The 15,074-nt window shown below is 62.7% G+C and carries 18 protein-coding genes; 11 read left to right on the top strand and 7 right to left on the bottom strand.

The window, feature by feature from the left end; all coding sequences use genetic code 11:
* Positions 1 to 38: 38 nt before the first annotated feature.
* On the bottom strand, positions 39 to 668 hold the full coding sequence (locus HKK54_RS25650) for a lytic polysaccharide monooxygenase auxiliary activity family 9 protein (RefSeq protein ID WP_169388258.1): 630 nt from the start codon (positions 666 to 668) through the stop codon (positions 39 to 41).
* A 212-nt stretch (positions 669 to 880) separates the two neighbouring features.
* Positions 881 to 1,234, bottom strand: a complete 354-nt coding sequence (locus HKK54_RS25645; protein ID WP_169388257.1) for a DUF1428 domain-containing protein — start codon at positions 1,232 to 1,234, stop codon at positions 881 to 883.
* A gap of 174 nt (positions 1,235 to 1,408) precedes the next feature.
* Here HKK54_RS25645 and HKK54_RS25640 point away from each other — a divergent pair, with 174 nt between their 5' ends.
* The 4 genes from HKK54_RS25640 to HKK54_RS25625 all read left to right on the top strand — a co-directional run bounded on the left by HKK54_RS25640 (position 1,409) and on the right by HKK54_RS25625 (position 4,810).
* Entirely contained in the window at positions 1,409 to 2,209 is an 801-nt protein-coding gene (locus HKK54_RS25640; RefSeq protein ID WP_169388256.1) for an isocitrate lyase/PEP mutase family protein, read from the top strand.
* A gap of 175 nt (positions 2,210 to 2,384) precedes the next feature.
* Complete coding sequence (locus HKK54_RS25635) at positions 2,385 to 3,026, top strand: alanyl-tRNA editing protein (protein WP_169388255.1); 642 nt, start codon at positions 2,385 to 2,387, stop codon at positions 3,024 to 3,026.
* Positions 3,027 to 3,131: 105 nt separating this feature from the next.
* Positions 3,132 to 4,388: a 3-phosphoshikimate 1-carboxyvinyltransferase gene (gene aroA / locus HKK54_RS25630; protein ID WP_169388254.1), complete on the top strand. Its 1,257-nt coding sequence runs from the start codon at positions 3,132 to 3,134 to the stop codon at positions 4,386 to 4,388.
* Between the two features lie 32 nt (positions 4,389 to 4,420).
* Positions 4,421 to 4,810: a hypothetical protein gene (locus HKK54_RS25625; protein ID WP_010169661.1), complete on the top strand. Its 390-nt coding sequence runs from the start codon at positions 4,421 to 4,423 to the stop codon at positions 4,808 to 4,810.
* A gap of 1 nt (position 4,811) precedes the next feature.
* On the opposite strand, the gene HKK54_RS25620 is transcribed toward HKK54_RS25625, so the two are convergent.
* Complete coding sequence (locus HKK54_RS25620; RefSeq protein WP_169388253.1) at positions 4,812 to 5,186, bottom strand: tautomerase family protein; 375 nt, start codon at positions 5,184 to 5,186, stop codon at positions 4,812 to 4,814.
* A gap of 5 nt (positions 5,187 to 5,191) precedes the next feature.
* Positions 5,192 to 5,470, bottom strand: a complete 279-nt coding sequence (locus HKK54_RS25615) for a carboxymuconolactone decarboxylase family protein (RefSeq protein ID WP_169388252.1) — start codon at positions 5,468 to 5,470, stop codon at positions 5,192 to 5,194.
* A gap of 107 nt (positions 5,471 to 5,577) precedes the next feature.
* Here HKK54_RS25615 and HKK54_RS25610 point away from each other — a divergent pair, with 107 nt between their 5' ends.
* Positions 5,578 to 6,435, top strand: coding sequence for a LysR substrate-binding domain-containing protein (locus HKK54_RS25610; protein WP_169388251.1), 858 nt, complete (start codon positions 5,578 to 5,580; stop codon positions 6,433 to 6,435).
* Here HKK54_RS25610 and HKK54_RS25605 read toward each other — a convergent pair.
* On the bottom strand, positions 6,432 to 7,037 hold the full coding sequence (locus tag HKK54_RS25605; RefSeq protein WP_169388250.1) for an NAD(P)H-dependent oxidoreductase: 606 nt from the start codon (positions 7,035 to 7,037) through the stop codon (positions 6,432 to 6,434). The genes HKK54_RS25610 and HKK54_RS25605 overlap by 4 nt on opposite strands.
* Before the next feature lie 91 nt (positions 7,038 to 7,128).
* On the opposite strand from HKK54_RS25605, the gene HKK54_RS25600 reads away from it, so the two are divergent.
* Both HKK54_RS25600 and HKK54_RS25595 read left to right on the top strand, forming a co-directional pair.
* Complete coding sequence (locus HKK54_RS25600; RefSeq protein ID WP_169388249.1) at positions 7,129 to 7,731, top strand: TetR/AcrR family transcriptional regulator; 603 nt, start codon at positions 7,129 to 7,131, stop codon at positions 7,729 to 7,731.
* 115 nt (positions 7,732 to 7,846) lie between these two features.
* Entirely contained in the window at positions 7,847 to 8,224 is a 378-nt protein-coding gene (locus HKK54_RS25595; protein ID WP_169388248.1) for a COG4315 family predicted lipoprotein, read from the top strand.
* Positions 8,225 to 8,375: 151 nt separating this feature from the next.
* On the opposite strand, the gene HKK54_RS25590 is transcribed toward HKK54_RS25595, so the two are convergent.
* Entirely contained in the window at positions 8,376 to 9,050 is a 675-nt protein-coding gene (locus HKK54_RS25590; RefSeq protein ID WP_010169668.1) for a GNAT family N-acetyltransferase, read from the bottom strand.
* Positions 9,051 to 9,330: 280 nt separating this feature from the next.
* The gene (locus HKK54_RS25585) at positions 9,331 to 10,221 is read right to left on the bottom strand and encodes a LysR family transcriptional regulator (protein ID WP_169388247.1); all 891 of its coding nucleotides are present in this window, start codon (positions 10,219 to 10,221) and stop codon (positions 9,331 to 9,333) included.
* Positions 10,222 to 10,332: 111 nt separating this feature from the next.
* Between HKK54_RS25585 and HKK54_RS25580 the strand changes: the two genes are divergently transcribed.
* From HKK54_RS25580 to HKK54_RS25565, 4 genes are all read left to right on the top strand, one after another.
* Positions 10,333 to 11,559 carry an MFS transporter gene (locus HKK54_RS25580; protein ID WP_169388246.1) on the top strand — a complete coding sequence of 409 codons (1,227 nt, stop codon included), beginning with the start codon at positions 10,333 to 10,335 and terminating at the stop codon, positions 11,557 to 11,559.
* Positions 11,560 to 11,605: 46 nt separating this feature from the next.
* Complete coding sequence (locus HKK54_RS25575; protein ID WP_029615839.1) at positions 11,606 to 12,316, top strand: FadR/GntR family transcriptional regulator; 711 nt, start codon at positions 11,606 to 11,608, stop codon at positions 12,314 to 12,316.
* Positions 12,317 to 12,422: 106 nt separating this feature from the next.
* The gene (gene lhgO, locus HKK54_RS25570) at positions 12,423 to 13,616 is read left to right on the top strand and encodes an L-2-hydroxyglutarate oxidase (RefSeq protein ID WP_010169672.1); all 1,194 of its coding nucleotides are present in this window, start codon (positions 12,423 to 12,425) and stop codon (positions 13,614 to 13,616) included.
* Positions 13,617 to 13,673: 57 nt separating this feature from the next.
* The gene (locus HKK54_RS25565) at positions 13,674 to 14,999 is read left to right on the top strand and encodes an MFS transporter (RefSeq protein ID WP_169388245.1); all 1,326 of its coding nucleotides are present in this window, start codon (positions 13,674 to 13,676) and stop codon (positions 14,997 to 14,999) included.
* Positions 15,000 to 15,074 lie beyond the last annotated feature (75 nt).

The raw sequence follows: 15,074 nt of genomic DNA, 5'->3' as shown, positions 1-15,074 counted from the left end.
CTCACCACATTATGTGTTGCCTCCAGGTTCAGTTGCCGCTATTTGAAATCGACGTCAAACGCCTGATAGAACGCATTGCCGGTGTTGGCCACGATCCACATCAACACCAGCACATGCCGGCCCTTCTTGCCCTTGGGCAATGTCACTTGATGCTCTACCTTGGCCTTCAGTTCAGCCGAGTGCTGGTAGTACGGCACCTGGGTGTAGAAGTCCTCGAAGAACGGCTTGGGCTCCAGTTGAGCACGGCTGATGCGCTGCTTGGGGTCCCAGCCGTCCCGGGTAATCAACCAGCGATAACCACGGGTCACGTGCGCAGCGGTGTAGTCCCACTGCACCTTGAACACCTGGCCGGCTTCAACATTCAGCAATGGCCAGTTAAACGGGGTGTTGAGCTTCTTGCTCATTTCCTCGTCGGTGAAGTTCACGCAGTCCCGGGCATCGGTCTTGCCGCCGCTGAGGATGTGCCCGTCGCCGGGCGGCGTGACACTTTGATCATCGGTTTCATAAGGCGCCGGAAACGGCCCGGCGCTGAGGGCCGGGAAGTTCTTGCCGCCTTCCATTTCGTTGACTTGCCAGTTCTCCAGCAGGCCGCGTTCTACCGCCACCGAGCCACGGCTCGCCGGGGTCACGACGCGACCATGCCTGAGTTGAGTCTGGGGTTTGTTCATTTCAGTCACTCCTTGATTGAAGACTTCCCGTCATGGGAAGCGCCTTGAACTTAGCCCACCCCGCCGGGTTGTCTACCCGACGGTTCTGTCAGACAAATCGCGCCATGTCCTTGTTTTGCGGGGTTTTCGCAGCAGTCCTGCGCCGGACTTGTCGTTGGTCCTACCCTGTAACAGGCGATCGGACTACAGCTGCCGTCCGTGAACACCCTGCTTCAGGTGTTGAGGATCATCTCAAAGCCGCCATAAATCATGCGTTGCCCATCAAACGGCATCGGGTTGGCGTCCGCCTTCAGGCGCGGGTCCTCCATCACCTTGCGCATCCCGGCATCACGCACCTGCCGTGACGGCCACACGATCCAGGAAAACACCACGGTTTCATCGTCCTTGAGCTTCACCGCCATGGGCAGCGACGTCACCTTCCCCTGGGGCACATCGTCGCCCCAGCACTCAACGATATTCAGCGCGCCATGTTCCTTGAACACCACGGCGGCGACCTTGGCGTGCTTGATGAATTGTTCGCGGTTTGCGGTGGGTACCGCGATCACACAGCCATCTACGTAAGACATGGTCACTCTCCTGATGCGACGGGTTGTTGTGCCTGTAGTCGATCAATCAGGCGCTCAATCGACATCGACGTGGGAAATGTCGACCAGTGGTGGTTTAACCATTGCGAGGCCGGGACGATTCTTGATATGACAGGCGCCTTCCATAATAAAACCCGCTCAAAGGACTGACCCGCCATGACCACTCACGCCACCGCCTTCCATGCCCTGCACCACGCCCACTTGTTGATCCTGCCCAACGTCGCCGATGCAGGCGGTGCACGCCTGGTGGCGCAACTGGGCAGCCAGGCCGTCGCCACCAGCAGCGCGGCCGTTGCCTGGACCCACGGTTACAAGGACGGCAATCAACTGCCGCTGCCCTTGCTGGTGAGCACCGTGCATTCCATCGCCCGCGTCATTGACGTACCGCTGAGCGTGGACATCGAGGCGGGTTACTCCGACGACCCGGAGCAGGTCGGCCGGGTGATCAAGGCCGTGATCGACGCAGGCGCCGTCGGCATCAACCTTGAGGACGGCGCCGGCACGCCTGACCTGCTGGCGCGCAAGATCGAGGTCGCCCGCCGTGTGGCGGACAGCTGTGGCGTGAAGTTGTTTATCAACGCCCGCTGCGACGTGTACCTGAAAGGCCTGGCTCCCGAGCCGCAGCGCCTTGAGGAACTGCTCAAGCGTGCGGCGCTGTATCAAGGTGCCGGTGCCGACGGCCTGTTCGCCGCCGGTATCCACCTGGAGCAGGAGATACGGCAGCTTTGCCAGGCAACCACCCTGCCCGTCAACGTCCTGGCCTGGGCCGGCCTGCCCGCGCCCGAGACGCTGCAAGCCCTGGGCGTGCGCCGGCTGACGGCGGGCTCGAGCATCGCCGAGTTCCTGTACGGTGCGATGCACAGCCTGGCCGAAGGCTTCCTGCGTACCGGGCAACTGGATACCCACGAACTCAAGGCGTTCACCTATGGCGACTTGAATGGTCGCATGGCGGATTAAGGCCAAGCGTGCTCGCGCGGAGCTGAGCTGGACGCCGCGCCACAGTTCGATCCTGGACTGGATCGGCCGTGAGATACCGCTATGACTACGTGCTGTCCACGGCGAAGAATCCGCTAGCCAGGAAAAATGGCGTGACGCTATGATCAGGCGCACGCCATTTTCCAGGGACAGGACCATGACTCACAAACTTTTCTGGAACGACCCTTACCAAACTACCCTCGAGACCGAAGTCACCCACGTTGCCGGTGCTGAGGTAGAAGTGCGCGAAACCATTTTCTTTGCCTTCTCCGGCGGCCAGGAAAGCGATTCAGGCAGCATCGGCGGCTACCCGGTGCTAGAGGCGCAAAAACAGGGAGTGCGGATCGTTTATACCCTGCCCGCCGAGCACCATCTGACGCCCGGCATGCCCGTGCAAATCCGCATCGACGGCGCCCGCCGCTATCGGCTGATGCGCCTGCACTTTGCCGCCGAGATGGTGCTGCAACTGGTGTATCAACTCAAACCGGGCATCCTGCGGATCGGTGCGCATATCTCGGCCGACAAGGCGCGCGTCGACTTCGCCAGTGATACCAGCCTGGCGCCGTTGTTTGCGCCGATCGAAGCGCAGGCCCTGGCCCTGATCAACAGCGACTTGCCGATCCATACCGAGTTCAGCGATGTCGCCGCCGAGCGCAGATTCTGGCGGGTGGACGGTTTTGCGCAAATGGCCTGCGGTGGCACGCACCCGCGCTCAACCGGTGAAATCGGGCCGCTGGCGCTCAAGCGTAAAAACACTGGCAAGGGCAAGGAGCGCATCGAAGTGATGCTGCTGACCTGAGCCCGCGTCACGCCGGCTGCGATCCCCGCTCGACAACGGTAGCGTGTTTGGCCGATTATTCGTGTCCGCCAAACGCCACCCGCCCTGAAGCAGGAGCCTTGTACCTTGAGTTCGCAGAAAACCGTGACCGTTACACCGCCCAACTTTCCACTGAACGGCAAGGTAGCGCCCCCCGGCTCCAAATCCATTACCAACCGTGCCCTGCTGCTGGCTGCCCTGGCCAAGGGCACCAGCCGTTTGAGCGGCGCGTTGAAAAGCGATGACACCCGCCACATGTCGGTGGCCCTGCGGCAGATGGGCGTGGAAATTGATGAACCGGACGACACCACGTTCGTCGTCACCAGCGTTGGCAAACTGCAACTGCCGGCGCAACCGCTGTTCCTCGGCAACGCCGGCACCGCTATGCGCTTCCTCACCGCCGCCGTGGCCACCGTTCAAGGCACCGTGGTGCTGGACGGCGACGCCTACATGCAAAAACGCCCGATCGGACCGCTGCTCGCGACCCTCGGCCAGAATGGCATCAAGGTCGACAGCCCAACCGGTTGCCCGCCGGTGACCGTGCACGGCACAGGCCGTGTGCAGGCCAAGCGTTTCGAGATCGACGGCGGCCTGTCGAGCCAGTACGTGTCGGCACTGTTGATGCTGGCAGCATGCGGCGAAGCCCCGATTGAAGTGGCCCTGACCGGCAAGGACATCGGCGCCCGTGGCTATGTCGACCTGACTCTGGACTGCATGCGCGCCTTCGGTGCCCAGGTGGACATCGTCGACGAAAGCACCTGGCGCGTGGCCCCCACCGGCTATACCGCCCATGACTACCTGATCGAGCCCGACGCTTCCGCCGCCACCTATTTGTGGGCCGCCGAAGTGCTGACCGGTGGCCGTATCGACCTCGGTGTCGCCCCGCAGGATTTCACCCAGCCCGACGCAAAAGCCCAGGCAGTGATCGCACAATTCCCGCAGATGCAGCCGGTGGTCATTGGCTCGCAAATGCAGGATGCGATTCCGACCCTCGCCGTACTGGCCGCGTTCAACAACACGCCAGTACGCTTCACGGAATTGGCCAACCTGCGGGTCAAGGAATGTGACCGGGTGCAGGCCCTGCATGACGGCCTGAATGAAATCCGTGCGGGTTTGGCGACCATTGAAGGTGATGATCTGCTGGTGGCCAGCGATCCGGCCCTGGCGGGCACCTCGTGCAACGCGCTGATCGACACCCACGCCGACCACCGCATCGCCATGTGCTTTGCCCTGGCAGGCCTGAAGGTGTCGGGGATCAGGATTCAGGACCCGGATTGCGTCGGCAAGACCTATCCTGAGTACTGGAACGCGCTGGAAAGCCTTGGGGTTCATCTGACCTGGTAAGCCAACGGCGCCGGTAACGGGAGGGAGACTTCATGACGATTCGCCAACCCTGCCCACCCGGCGCCTGCGACTGCAAGCGTGAGCAACTGCTCGACCTTCCCGGCGCCGATGCACGCATCCTGCACCTGACCCGCCAGGAAGAAAAACGCCTGCTCGAACGCCTGGAGAACCTGCAAAGCCTGCCAGACCTTGAGCGCATGCAACAGCTGATGCACCAGCAACTGGGCATCCGCGTGCATATCGCGCCCGGTCATACGGAAGTCAAAAGCATGCGCGGGATTCAGATCGTTATCGATGACTTGCCGGGGTTGTGTCGCAAGACCCGGCAGTCGATTCCGGCAGCGATTCGCAAGGGCATGGAGAAGCGGCCGGAGATTGCGTATCGGTTGCTGGATGCCCATGACTTGTTTCGCGAGGGTTGAGTCAGTTCCCTCTGCCACCCGCAAACGACCACTCATCCGCCGCCGTCGTGGTAATCACCACCATCACGTCCTCAGGGCTCAGCCCAATAGCGGCCTCCAGCCGCTCCACCAACACCTGGTAAAACCGTCGTTTGGTCTCGGTATCCCGGGGTTTGCCGCCGGTGATCGCGATCAGTACATAGTCGTGGCTCCGCGGGCCGCCCAGGTAGTTGGGGTCGATGATCATCTCGCCCACTTCGTGCTGGTGGACTACATGAAAGCGGTCGGCCACAGGAATCTTGAAGCTTTCTACCAGAGCGTCATGCAGTCCCTGGGAAAGGGCTTGCAGATATTCAGGGGATTTCCCGCGATGCAGGGAGATTCGGGCGTAAGGCATGGGGGTTACTCCGCAGGAACGATGGCGGCCAACAGGTTCAACGCCGACGCCGCCGTCGGCCAGCCGGAATAAAACGCCAGGTGGGTGATGACTTCGCCTAGCTCATCGACGCTCACACCGTTGCCCATCGCTCGCTGCAAATGAAACGGCAATTGCTCCAGGCGATACATCGCCACCAATGCCGCCACGGTGATCAGGCTGCGCTCCCGGCGCGACAGGCCATCACGCTCCCAGATATCGGCGAACAGCACGTCGCGGGTCAGCTCGGTAAATTTGTTGTTCATGGACTCTTGCTCCGACAATTCAGTTGACGGGCAAAAACTAGCAAGCCAGGATCGTTCCGAATATCAGATTTAACAGCGACAACCATCCCGCTTTTATGGACTATTAAATGCGTCGCCCGACCTTTGACCTGGATGTATTGCGTACCTTCGTCACCGGCGTTGAGCTGAACAGCTTCGCCAAAGCTGCGGACCGTCTGGGGCGCTCGACCTCCGCCGTCAGCGCACAATTGAAGAAACTCGAAGAACAGGTGGGCACGCCCGTGCTGAGCAAATCCGGCCGCGGCCTGGTGCTGACACCCGTGGGCGAAACGCTGCTCAGCCACGCCAGACGATTGCTGGACCTCAACGACGCCGTCTTCAGCAGCCTTCATGAAACCCAGACCGCAGGCACCTTGCGCCTCGGCTTGCAGGAGGATTTTGGCGAGCATGTGCTCAGTGACATCCTGCGGCGCTTCGCCAGGCTGTACCCGATGATCAGCCTTGAGGTGCGGATTGGCCGCAACGCCGAACTGCTGGCACTGATCGACAGCGCCAGCCTGGACCTGGCGCTGACCTGGGAAACCGGCCACACCTCGTCCGGCGCTAAACGCCTGGGGCAAACCCCGATGCACTGGATTGGGCCCCGGGACCAACCGCAACTGCCACGCGCCGAGGACGCGCCGCTGCCACTGGTGATGTTCGAGGCGCCCTGCGTATTGCGCAGCGCGGCCACCGAGGCGCTGGACCGCGCCGGCATTGCCTGGCGCATTGCCTTGACCAGCCCCAGCGTCGGCGGGATCTGGGCGGCGGTCGATGCCGGGCTGGGGGTGACCTTGCGGACCCGGATCGGTTTGCCGACGCACCTGCGTGTGCTCGACGGCCTGCCGCCGGTGCCGTCCCTGGGCTATGAACTGCATTGCAGCCATCCGGCGCCAGGCGCTGCGGTAGCACAGCTGGCAACGCTCATACAGGGCAGCCTGGTTTAGGCGGTTTCGCAAGGTTCCAGGGTGACGAACAGTTGTCGCCCCAACTTCGCCACCGTCTCCAGGTGCTGCTCGGCGGCGCCGCTCTCCGAGTCCAGCAACAGCTCGGAGGTCAGCACCTTGGCGCCACAGTAATCGAAGATCCCATGGTCGATTTGCGTGCGCATCGCGTCGGCATAGCCGTGGCGTTCAAACACACCTTCGTCCGCCCCGCCGACGCCCAGCAAGTGCACCTGAAGATCGCCGAGTTTTTTTACCACCTTGGTTTCAAGGCTGTAGTCGATCGCCCAACCGTTGACGAACACCCGGTCGATCCAGCCCTTGAGCAAGGCCGGCATCGACCACCAGAAGATCGGGAACACCAGCACCAACGCGTCGGCGCGGTCGAGCCGGGCCTGCTCGGCCAGTACGTCGGCCGGCGGCGTGGCGCGGGTGCGGTGCACTTTATGGTCGGCAGCGCTGTAGCGCGGGTCGAAACCTTCGGCGGCGAGGTCGGCGATTTCGACGGTGTGGCCGGCGGCCGTGATGCCGGCGGCGGCCTGTTTGGCGAGGCTGTGGGTCAGGGATTGCGGGTCGTGGTGAGCAATAACGATCAGGGCGTGCATGGCAGTGACTCCTTCGGGGGTGGCGACGGGGCGGCAAATTGAGTAGGCTTGAGCTAAGTTACCGTTGGTAAGTTACTTTTGGTATATAAGCATGTCAAGCGATCAATCCCCTGCCCCTCGCCGTCGCCTGTCCCGGGATGACCGGCTACGCCAGTTGCTCGACGTGGCCTGGCAACTGGTGCGCGAAGAAGGCACCGACGCCCTGACACTGGGGCATCTGGCTGAGTTGGCCGGCGTGACCAAGCCGGTGGTGTATGACCATTTCGGCGATCGCGCGGGGCTGTTGGCCGCGCTGTATGAAGATTTCGACGCGCGTCAGAATCAGGTGTTTGCGACTGCCATCGAGACCAGCGAACCCACCCTGGATGACCGCGCCTGGGTGATCGCCTCGTGTTATGTCGACTGTGTGTTGCTGCAGGGGCGGGAAATTCCGGGGGTGATTGCGGCGCTGGCCGGCAGCCCTGAGCTGGAAGCCATCAAGCGCGAGTACGACGTGATTTTCCTCGGCAAGTGCCGGGATGCCCTCGCCCCGTTTGCGCTGGACGGCGTGATCGGCCAGGCCGCTTTACGCGGCATGCTGGGCGCGGCAGATGCCCTGTCCCAGGCCGCCGCCAGCGGTGAAATCAGCCCGCTGGAGGCGCAGGAGGAGCTGTTTGCGAGCATCAAGGCAATGGTCAATCGCGCACGCGTTTAAAAGAATTGAACAAGGGCGGGGAATAAACCGGCGCGGCGGGTGTTTACCTGAGTACGCCTTGTGAATACAGCACAAGGCCAGTACTCAAACCAAGAAAAACCCCCAGGAGTTCGTCATGCTGAAAAAATTCTCCCTTGCTGCCGCTGTCGTGATTGCGTGTGCTTCGACCATGGCCTTCGCCGCCCCTGCCCACATCGCCGACAGTGCCAAGGGCAAAGTCCTGGTGGATGGCAAGGGCATGACCCTGTACACCTTCGCCAAGGACAGCGCCGGTAAATCCGCTTGCAACGGCCAATGCCTGGCCAACTGGCCGGCGCTGACCGCCTCGGCAGGTGCCAAGGATGCCGACGGCTACACCGTGATCAGCCGTGACGACGGCAGCCAGCAATGGGCCTACAAAGGCCAGCCGCTGTACACCTGGGTCAAGGACAGCAAGCCGGGCGACATCACCGGTGACGGCGTTGGCGGCAACTGGAACCTGGCCAAGCCATAAAAGACATACCCATCAAAATGTAGGAGCGGGTTTGCTGTGGCGAGCGGGCTTGCCCCGCGTTGGGCTGCGAAGCAGCCCCATCAAACTGTGGTGAGCCCGACGGGGGACAAGCCCCCTCACCACAGCCAGCTCGCACCCACATTGTTCTGCGTTATCCCAGCCTTGCGTGCACAAACATCCGGGCTTTGTGGGTCATCTGGTCGAAGTGACGATCACGCTGTTTCTCTGCATCGATCATCGCCCGCTTGCCGTGCTTTTGCAGCAGGTAGGTATGGATCTGCCGCACCTCCAGCGAGCTGTAGATCGACGCCACATCCAGCAACCCCATCAAGCCGTCCGTGCTGTAGTCGCGGGTGTTCATCAACACCTGAGTGCCACGCACACCGCGCAGTTGAAAGCCCATCGATTCGAACGCCGGCACCTTCTCCACCGCGCAGGTCAGTTCTGCGTGAGGGTAGCGAGCCAGCATGTCCTGCATCATCGCCCGCGCCACGCCCTTGCGCCGATGGCTGGCGTGAACCGCCATGTAGGCCACGCCGCACGCCTCGGGGTCGTCCTTCACCGGCAGGTACAGCAGGAAGCCAATCACCTGCTCCTGCGCATCCAGCGCGACGATCAATTCAACCGCAATGCCCTTCGACCCGCCCAGCGCTTCCAGGTACAGGTGCACCTCATAGCCGATCGCATACTGGTACACGTTGTACAGCAGGTTGCTCGGGGGGATGGCGACCATGCTGATGTCGGTCAGGTAGTCGACCACCATCTGCAGGATCTGCGCGTTGATCGGCTCGGGGCATGGGGTTTCGTAACGGGTAAGGCTGAACATTCGAATTCCTGGTGTTTCGTGTCAAGGCTGGGCGGATTGTACCTGTTGAAGGGCCGCAGCGGGCCCGGAGCGACTTGCTTCAGTCCTATTGTGGCGAGGGAGCCTGTTGTGGCGAGGGAGCTTGCTCCCGCTGGGCTGCGTAGCAGCCCCAATCAAACACACCGCGTTCTTTCAGCTAGAAACAGGATGCAGGTTTTGGGGCCGCTTCGCAGCCCAGCGGGAGCAAGCTCCCTCGCCACAGGGAGAGCGTCGCGTTCAAGACCGGCATTCCAAACGCCGTTCATTGCGCACACACCTCCCGCAGGCAACCGCGCAGCCAGCGATGGGCCAGGTCGGCGTCCAGGCGCGGGTGCCAGAGCATCGACACGGTGAAATCCGGGAACGCGAACGGCAGCGCAAAGCGGTGAAGGTCGCTGTGCAGGTTGGCGGTATGGCGCTCGGGTACGCTGGCGATCAGGTCCGTGCTGCGGGCCAGCGCCAGGGCGGTGGAGAACCCGGCAACGATGGTCACCACGTCCCGTGTCAGCCCCAGCGCTTCCAGGGCTTGATGAATCTGGCCCTGGTCATGGCCGCGCCGGGACACGTAAAGATGCTGGCCGCCGGCAAACCGCTGCGGTGTGACTTCGCCTTCACAAAGCGGATGCCCTTTGCGCACTACCCCAATAAACCGGTCACGGAACAGCGCCTGGGTCAGTACTTCGGGGCTGGCGCTGCTGTCGACCACGCCGGTTTCCAGGTCGACGCTGCCATCGCGCAGCGGCGTGCTGGCCTTGTCCGGTTTGTGCACGAAACGCAACCGCACGCCCGGTGCTTCCCGGGCGATACGTGCGAGCAACGCCGGGCCGAAGTTTTCAACAAAACCGTCGCTGGTGCGCAAGGTGAAGGTGCGCACCAGTTGGCTCAGGTCCAGCTTCGCCGCCGGGCGCAACACGGCTTCGGCGTCCTGCACCAACTGGCTGACCTGCTCACGCAACTCCAAGGCGCGCGGCGTTGGCACCAGGCCACGGCCGGCGCGCACCAATAACGGATCCCCCGTGGTTGCCCGCAGTCGTGCCAGGGCCCGGCTCATTGCCGAAGGGCTCAGGCGCAGGCGTTGGGCGGCGCGGGCGACGCTGCCTTCAGCGAGCAACACATCCAGGGTGACCAGCAAATTCAGATCAGGTGTCGACACGGCAAACCTCATAGGGCGTTTGGCGCACGTATACAGTGCAAATGCTGCGCCTTCCGCCATGTTAGGTGACGGCGTAGATTTCTGACAGCGGTCAAATTCAGGAGCCTGTTGATGAAATCACCTACACCCCGTGGCGCCCTCGTCGCCCTGTCACTGTCCATGCTGCTGGCGTCGTTGGGCACCAGCATCGCCAATGTCGGCTTGCCGAGCCTGGTGCAGGCGTTTGATGCCTCCTTCCAGACGGTGCAGTGGGTGGTGCTCGCGTATTTGCTGGCGATCACCGCCGTGATCGTCAGCGTCGGGCGACTGGGCGACCTGATGGGCCGCAGCCGCCTGCTGTTGGCGGGGTTGTTACTCTTCACGATTGCCTCCGCCTTGTGCGGCATGGCCCCGTCCCTCGGCCTGTTGATTGCAGCCCGCGCCCTGCAAGGCCTGGGCGCCGCGATCATGATGGCGATGACCATGGCGCTGGTGGGCGAGACCGTCGCCAGGGAACGTACCGGCCGCGCCATGGGTTTGCTGGGCACGATGTCGGCCATGGGCACCGCGCTGGGGCCAAGCATGGGTGGCGTATTGATCGCCGGGTTTGGCTGGCGCGCGCTGTTCTTCATCACCGTGCCGCTGGGGTTGCTGACCTTTGCCCTCGCCCGCCGCTCTCTGCGCATCGACCGCCGCGAACAGCAGCCCACGTCATCCGGGTTCAGTTTCTGGTCGACACTGCGGGATTCATCCCTGAGCACCGGCCTGGCCATGAGCGCACTGGTGTCAGCGGTGATGATGGCGACGTTGGTGGTCGGGCCGTTCTACCTGACCCACGGCGCCGGCCTCGACCCCGCGTGGATGGGCCTGACAATGGCCGTCGGCCCCTGCGTTTCGGCAGTGATGGGCGTACCGGCGGGCCGCTTGACCGACCGTTTCGGCAGCGGCCCGATGACCGTCGCCGGGCTGCTGGCGATGGTGACCGGCTGCCTGTTGCTCTCACTGGCGCCGCTCAACCTCGGGGTTGCCGGGTACATCGCCCCGCTGATCATCCTCACCCTCGGCTACGCCCAGTTTCAGGCTGCCAACAACACCGCCGTAATGAGCGATGTGCTGGCGGACCGTCGCGGCGTGGTCGCCGGCCTGCTCAACCTCTCACGAAATCTGGGGCTGATCGCGGGCGCCTCGGCATTGGGCGCGGTATTTGCGCAGGTGTCCGGTGACCTCGCCACGGCCAGTCCCTACAACGTAGGATGTGGGATGCAAGCCACGTTCGGCGTGGCATTGGCACTGATTGGCGTAGGCCTTTTCCTGGCACTGCGCACGCGGCTCGGCGCCACACGAATCTTGACAAGGTAAAATCGTAACGACTATTGTCTGACAACCTGATTACCAAGGTTGTCCCATGCTTGAGCTCCAGCGCCCTGATTCGCTCGTTATGCGCGTTGTCAGCGCCATTCGTGCAGAAATCGATTCCGGCCACCTGGCGCCCGAAGCGCGCCTGCCCACCGAACAGCAACTGGCTGAACAGCTGAACGTCAGCCGTTCGGTGGTGCGCGAAGCGATTGCCCAGCTCAAGGCGGACGGCGTACTCACCGCCCGCCGTGGCCTGGGCTCATTTATCTCCCAGACCCCCGCCGGCACCGTGTTCCGCTTCCCGGAAAAAAACGGCCGCCGCCCGGACCTGGCGCAAATGTTCGAAGTGCGCCTGTGGATCGAAACCCAGGCCGCCTCGATTGCCGCCCAACGCCGCGACGCTGCAGACCTGCAGCGCATGAAAAGCGCCCTGCAGGAAATGCACGACAAACGCGCCGACTTCGAAGCCGCCGCCCTGGCGGATGTGGAATTCCATCGCGCCATCGCCGAGGCCAGCAAGAACGACTATTTCGTGGCCTTCCATGACTTCCTCAGAAGCCAACTGGCCAGCGCCCGCAAGACCGCCTGGGAAAACTCTGCCACCCGCTTCGTCAGCGGCTCGGCCGACGCCACCCAGGAACACACCGCTCTGTACCAGGCCATTGTCGACGGTGACGCCCAAGGCGCCGCCGCCTGTGCCGAGGCCCACTTGCGTGCCGCAGCAAGGCGCCTGCACCTGGAGCTGCCGGCCATCAACTGACGGATCCAGGCTCATTTGAAGCGTGCCGCTGGCGCGCTGTTTTTTTAATAAAACCATTAGTCTGACAACCTGATAAGCAGACCGAAATGCGTAGGTAACCCACACAATGATTTATGACTTTTGCATCATCGGCGGCGGCATCGTCGGCCTGGCTACCGCGATGGAGCTGCTCAAGCGTCAGCCCGACGCGTCCCTGGTGATCCTGGAAAAGGAAAGCCTGCTGGCCAAACACCAGACCGGCCACAACAGCGGCGTGATCCATGCCGGCATCTACTACGCGCCGGGCAGCCTCAAGGCCGATTTGTGCAAGCGTGGCGCCGAAGCCACCAAGCAGTTCTGCACCGAGCACGGGATCAAGTTCGAGGTGTGCGGCAAGCTGCTGGTGGCCTCCACGCCGCTGGAAGTGCAGCGGATGGAAGCGCTCTACGCCCGCTCGCAGCTCAACGGGATGAAGGTCGAACGCCTGGACGCCGACCAGTTGCGCCAGCGCGAACCGAACATCGTCGGGCTGGGCGGGCTGTTTCTCGACGCCACCGGCATCGTCGATTACCGCGAAGTCTGCGAAACCATGGCCCGGGTGATCCGCCGCGCCGGCGGCGAAATCTGCCTGGAACGCACCGTCACCGCCATCGTCGAGGACACCGACAAGGTCACCGTCAGCACCCGTGGCGAAAGCTGGCAGGCCAAACACCTGGTGGTGTGCGCGGGCTTGCAATCGGACCGCCTGGCGGTGATGGCCGGGGTCAAGATCGACCACCAGATCATCCCGTTCCGTGGCGAATACTTCCGCCTGCCCGCCTCGAAAAACAACATCGTCAACCACCTGATCTACCCGATTCCCGACCCGGAGCTGCCGTTCCTCGGCGTGCACCTGACCCGCATGATCGACGGCAGCGTCACCGTCGGCCCGAATGCCGTACTGGGCCTGGGCCGCGAAAACTACCGCAAATTCTCGGTGAACTGGCGCGACGTGGCGCAGTACGCGAGCTTCCCGGGCTTCTGGAAAACCATCTGGCAGAACCTCGGTTCCGGCAGCGTCGAGATGAAGAACTCGCTGTTCAAGTCCGGCTACCTGGAGCAGTGCCGCAAGTACTGCCCCTCGCTGAACATCGAAGACCTGCTGCCCTACGAGGCCGGTATCCGTGCCCAGGCCGTGATGCGCGACGGCACCCTGGTGCACGACTTCCTGTTCGCCCAGACCCCGCGAATGCTCCACGTGTGCAATGCGCCCTCACCCGCTGCCACCTCCGCGATTCCCATCGGCGCGATGATCGCCGACCGCATGTTCACGCCCCACTGATACCCGCGACACGCCGCACTTTGACAATAAATATAATGACCAGGAAGGAACAACAGCATGACGGCAACAGCCCGCAACCCGGACTCTGAAACCCCCGAGCAAACCAGGAAACGCCTGCGCAAAGTCGCGGCCGCGACGATCTTCGGCTCGATGCTGGAGTGGTATGACTTTTACCTGTACGCCACCATGGCGGCCATTGTGTTCTCGAAGATCTTCTTCGATAACAGCGACCCGAAAGCCGCCACGCTGATGGCGTTTTCCACCTTTGCCATCGGCTTTATCGCACGCCCGTTTGGCGGCATTCTGTTCGGCTACCTGGGCGACAAGTTCGGGCGCAAGCAAGTGCTGGTGCTGACCTTCTGCATGATGGGCGTGTGCACCACGCTGATCGGGCTGATCCCCAGCTACGCCTCCATCGGCATCTGGGCGCCAATCGTGCTGGTGTTTATCCGTATCATCCAGGGCCTGGGTGCCGGAGCGGAATTATCCGGTGCGGCGGTCACCTCCTACGAGCACGCCAGCGAAGGCAAGCGCGGCAGCCAGGGCGCATGGCCCGCGCTGGGCTTGAACCTGGGGTTGCTGCTGTCGTCGCTGACCGTGTACCTGTTGACCATCAACGGCAACGAGTTCCTGCTGGCCGGCGGCTGGCGGATTCCGTTCATTTGCAGCATCGCCCTGGTGGGCGTGGGCCTGTGGGTGCGCAACAGCATTCCGGAAACCCCGGAGTTCAAGGAACTGAGCAAGGAAACCGCGAAAGCCAAGGCGTCGCCGCTCAAGGCGCTGTTCAAGAACGACCTCAAGGGGTTGGCGGTGGTGTTCTTCGTGGCGATTGGCTACAACGCGTTGAGCTACATCTTCAAGACCTTTTCCCTGGCGTACCTGACCCAGTTCAAGGGCGTCGATGTGCACGTCACCTCGCTGTCGGTGACCATCGCCAGCCTGATCGCCATCGTCGCCGTGCCGTGCTTCGGCTGGTTGTGCGACAAGTGGAGCAGCAAGACCGTGCTGATGCTCGGCGGCCTGCTCTCGCTGCTGTTCGCCTACCCGTTCCTTGCGCTGTTGAATACCGGCGAGAGCCTGATGATCTACGTCGCCATCGGCGTGGGCACCGGCATCCTCGCCCCGATGATGTTTGCGCCCCAGGGCTCGTTCCTGAGCCGCCAGTTCCCGACCCAAACCCGCTCTTCAGGCTTTGGCACCGGACGGGAAATCGGCACCGCCATCGCAGGTGGCCTGGCGCCATTAGGGGCGTTGTCGATGGTGGCGGCGTCGGCCACCCACTCCACTGATGGCGTTGTGATAATCCTCGCGATCTCGTCCCTGCTGGTGGTGGTGTTCGCCTTGTGCGATCAGGGCCGTAAACACTCGGCATTCAAGAACTGAGGCAAAAAGTTCGGACCAACGGGTGCATGGATGCCCCTTCATCGCGCATCATGGGCACTTTCAAGCTCAAGGGAA

Origin of the sequence: Pseudomonas sp. ADAK13 (assembly GCF_012935715.1) — a bacterium.
In the GTDB taxonomy this organism is placed as follows: Bacteria; Pseudomonadota; Gammaproteobacteria; order Pseudomonadales; family Pseudomonadaceae; genus Aquipseudomonas.
This window is presented reverse-complemented; position numbering and strand designations above follow the sequence as displayed.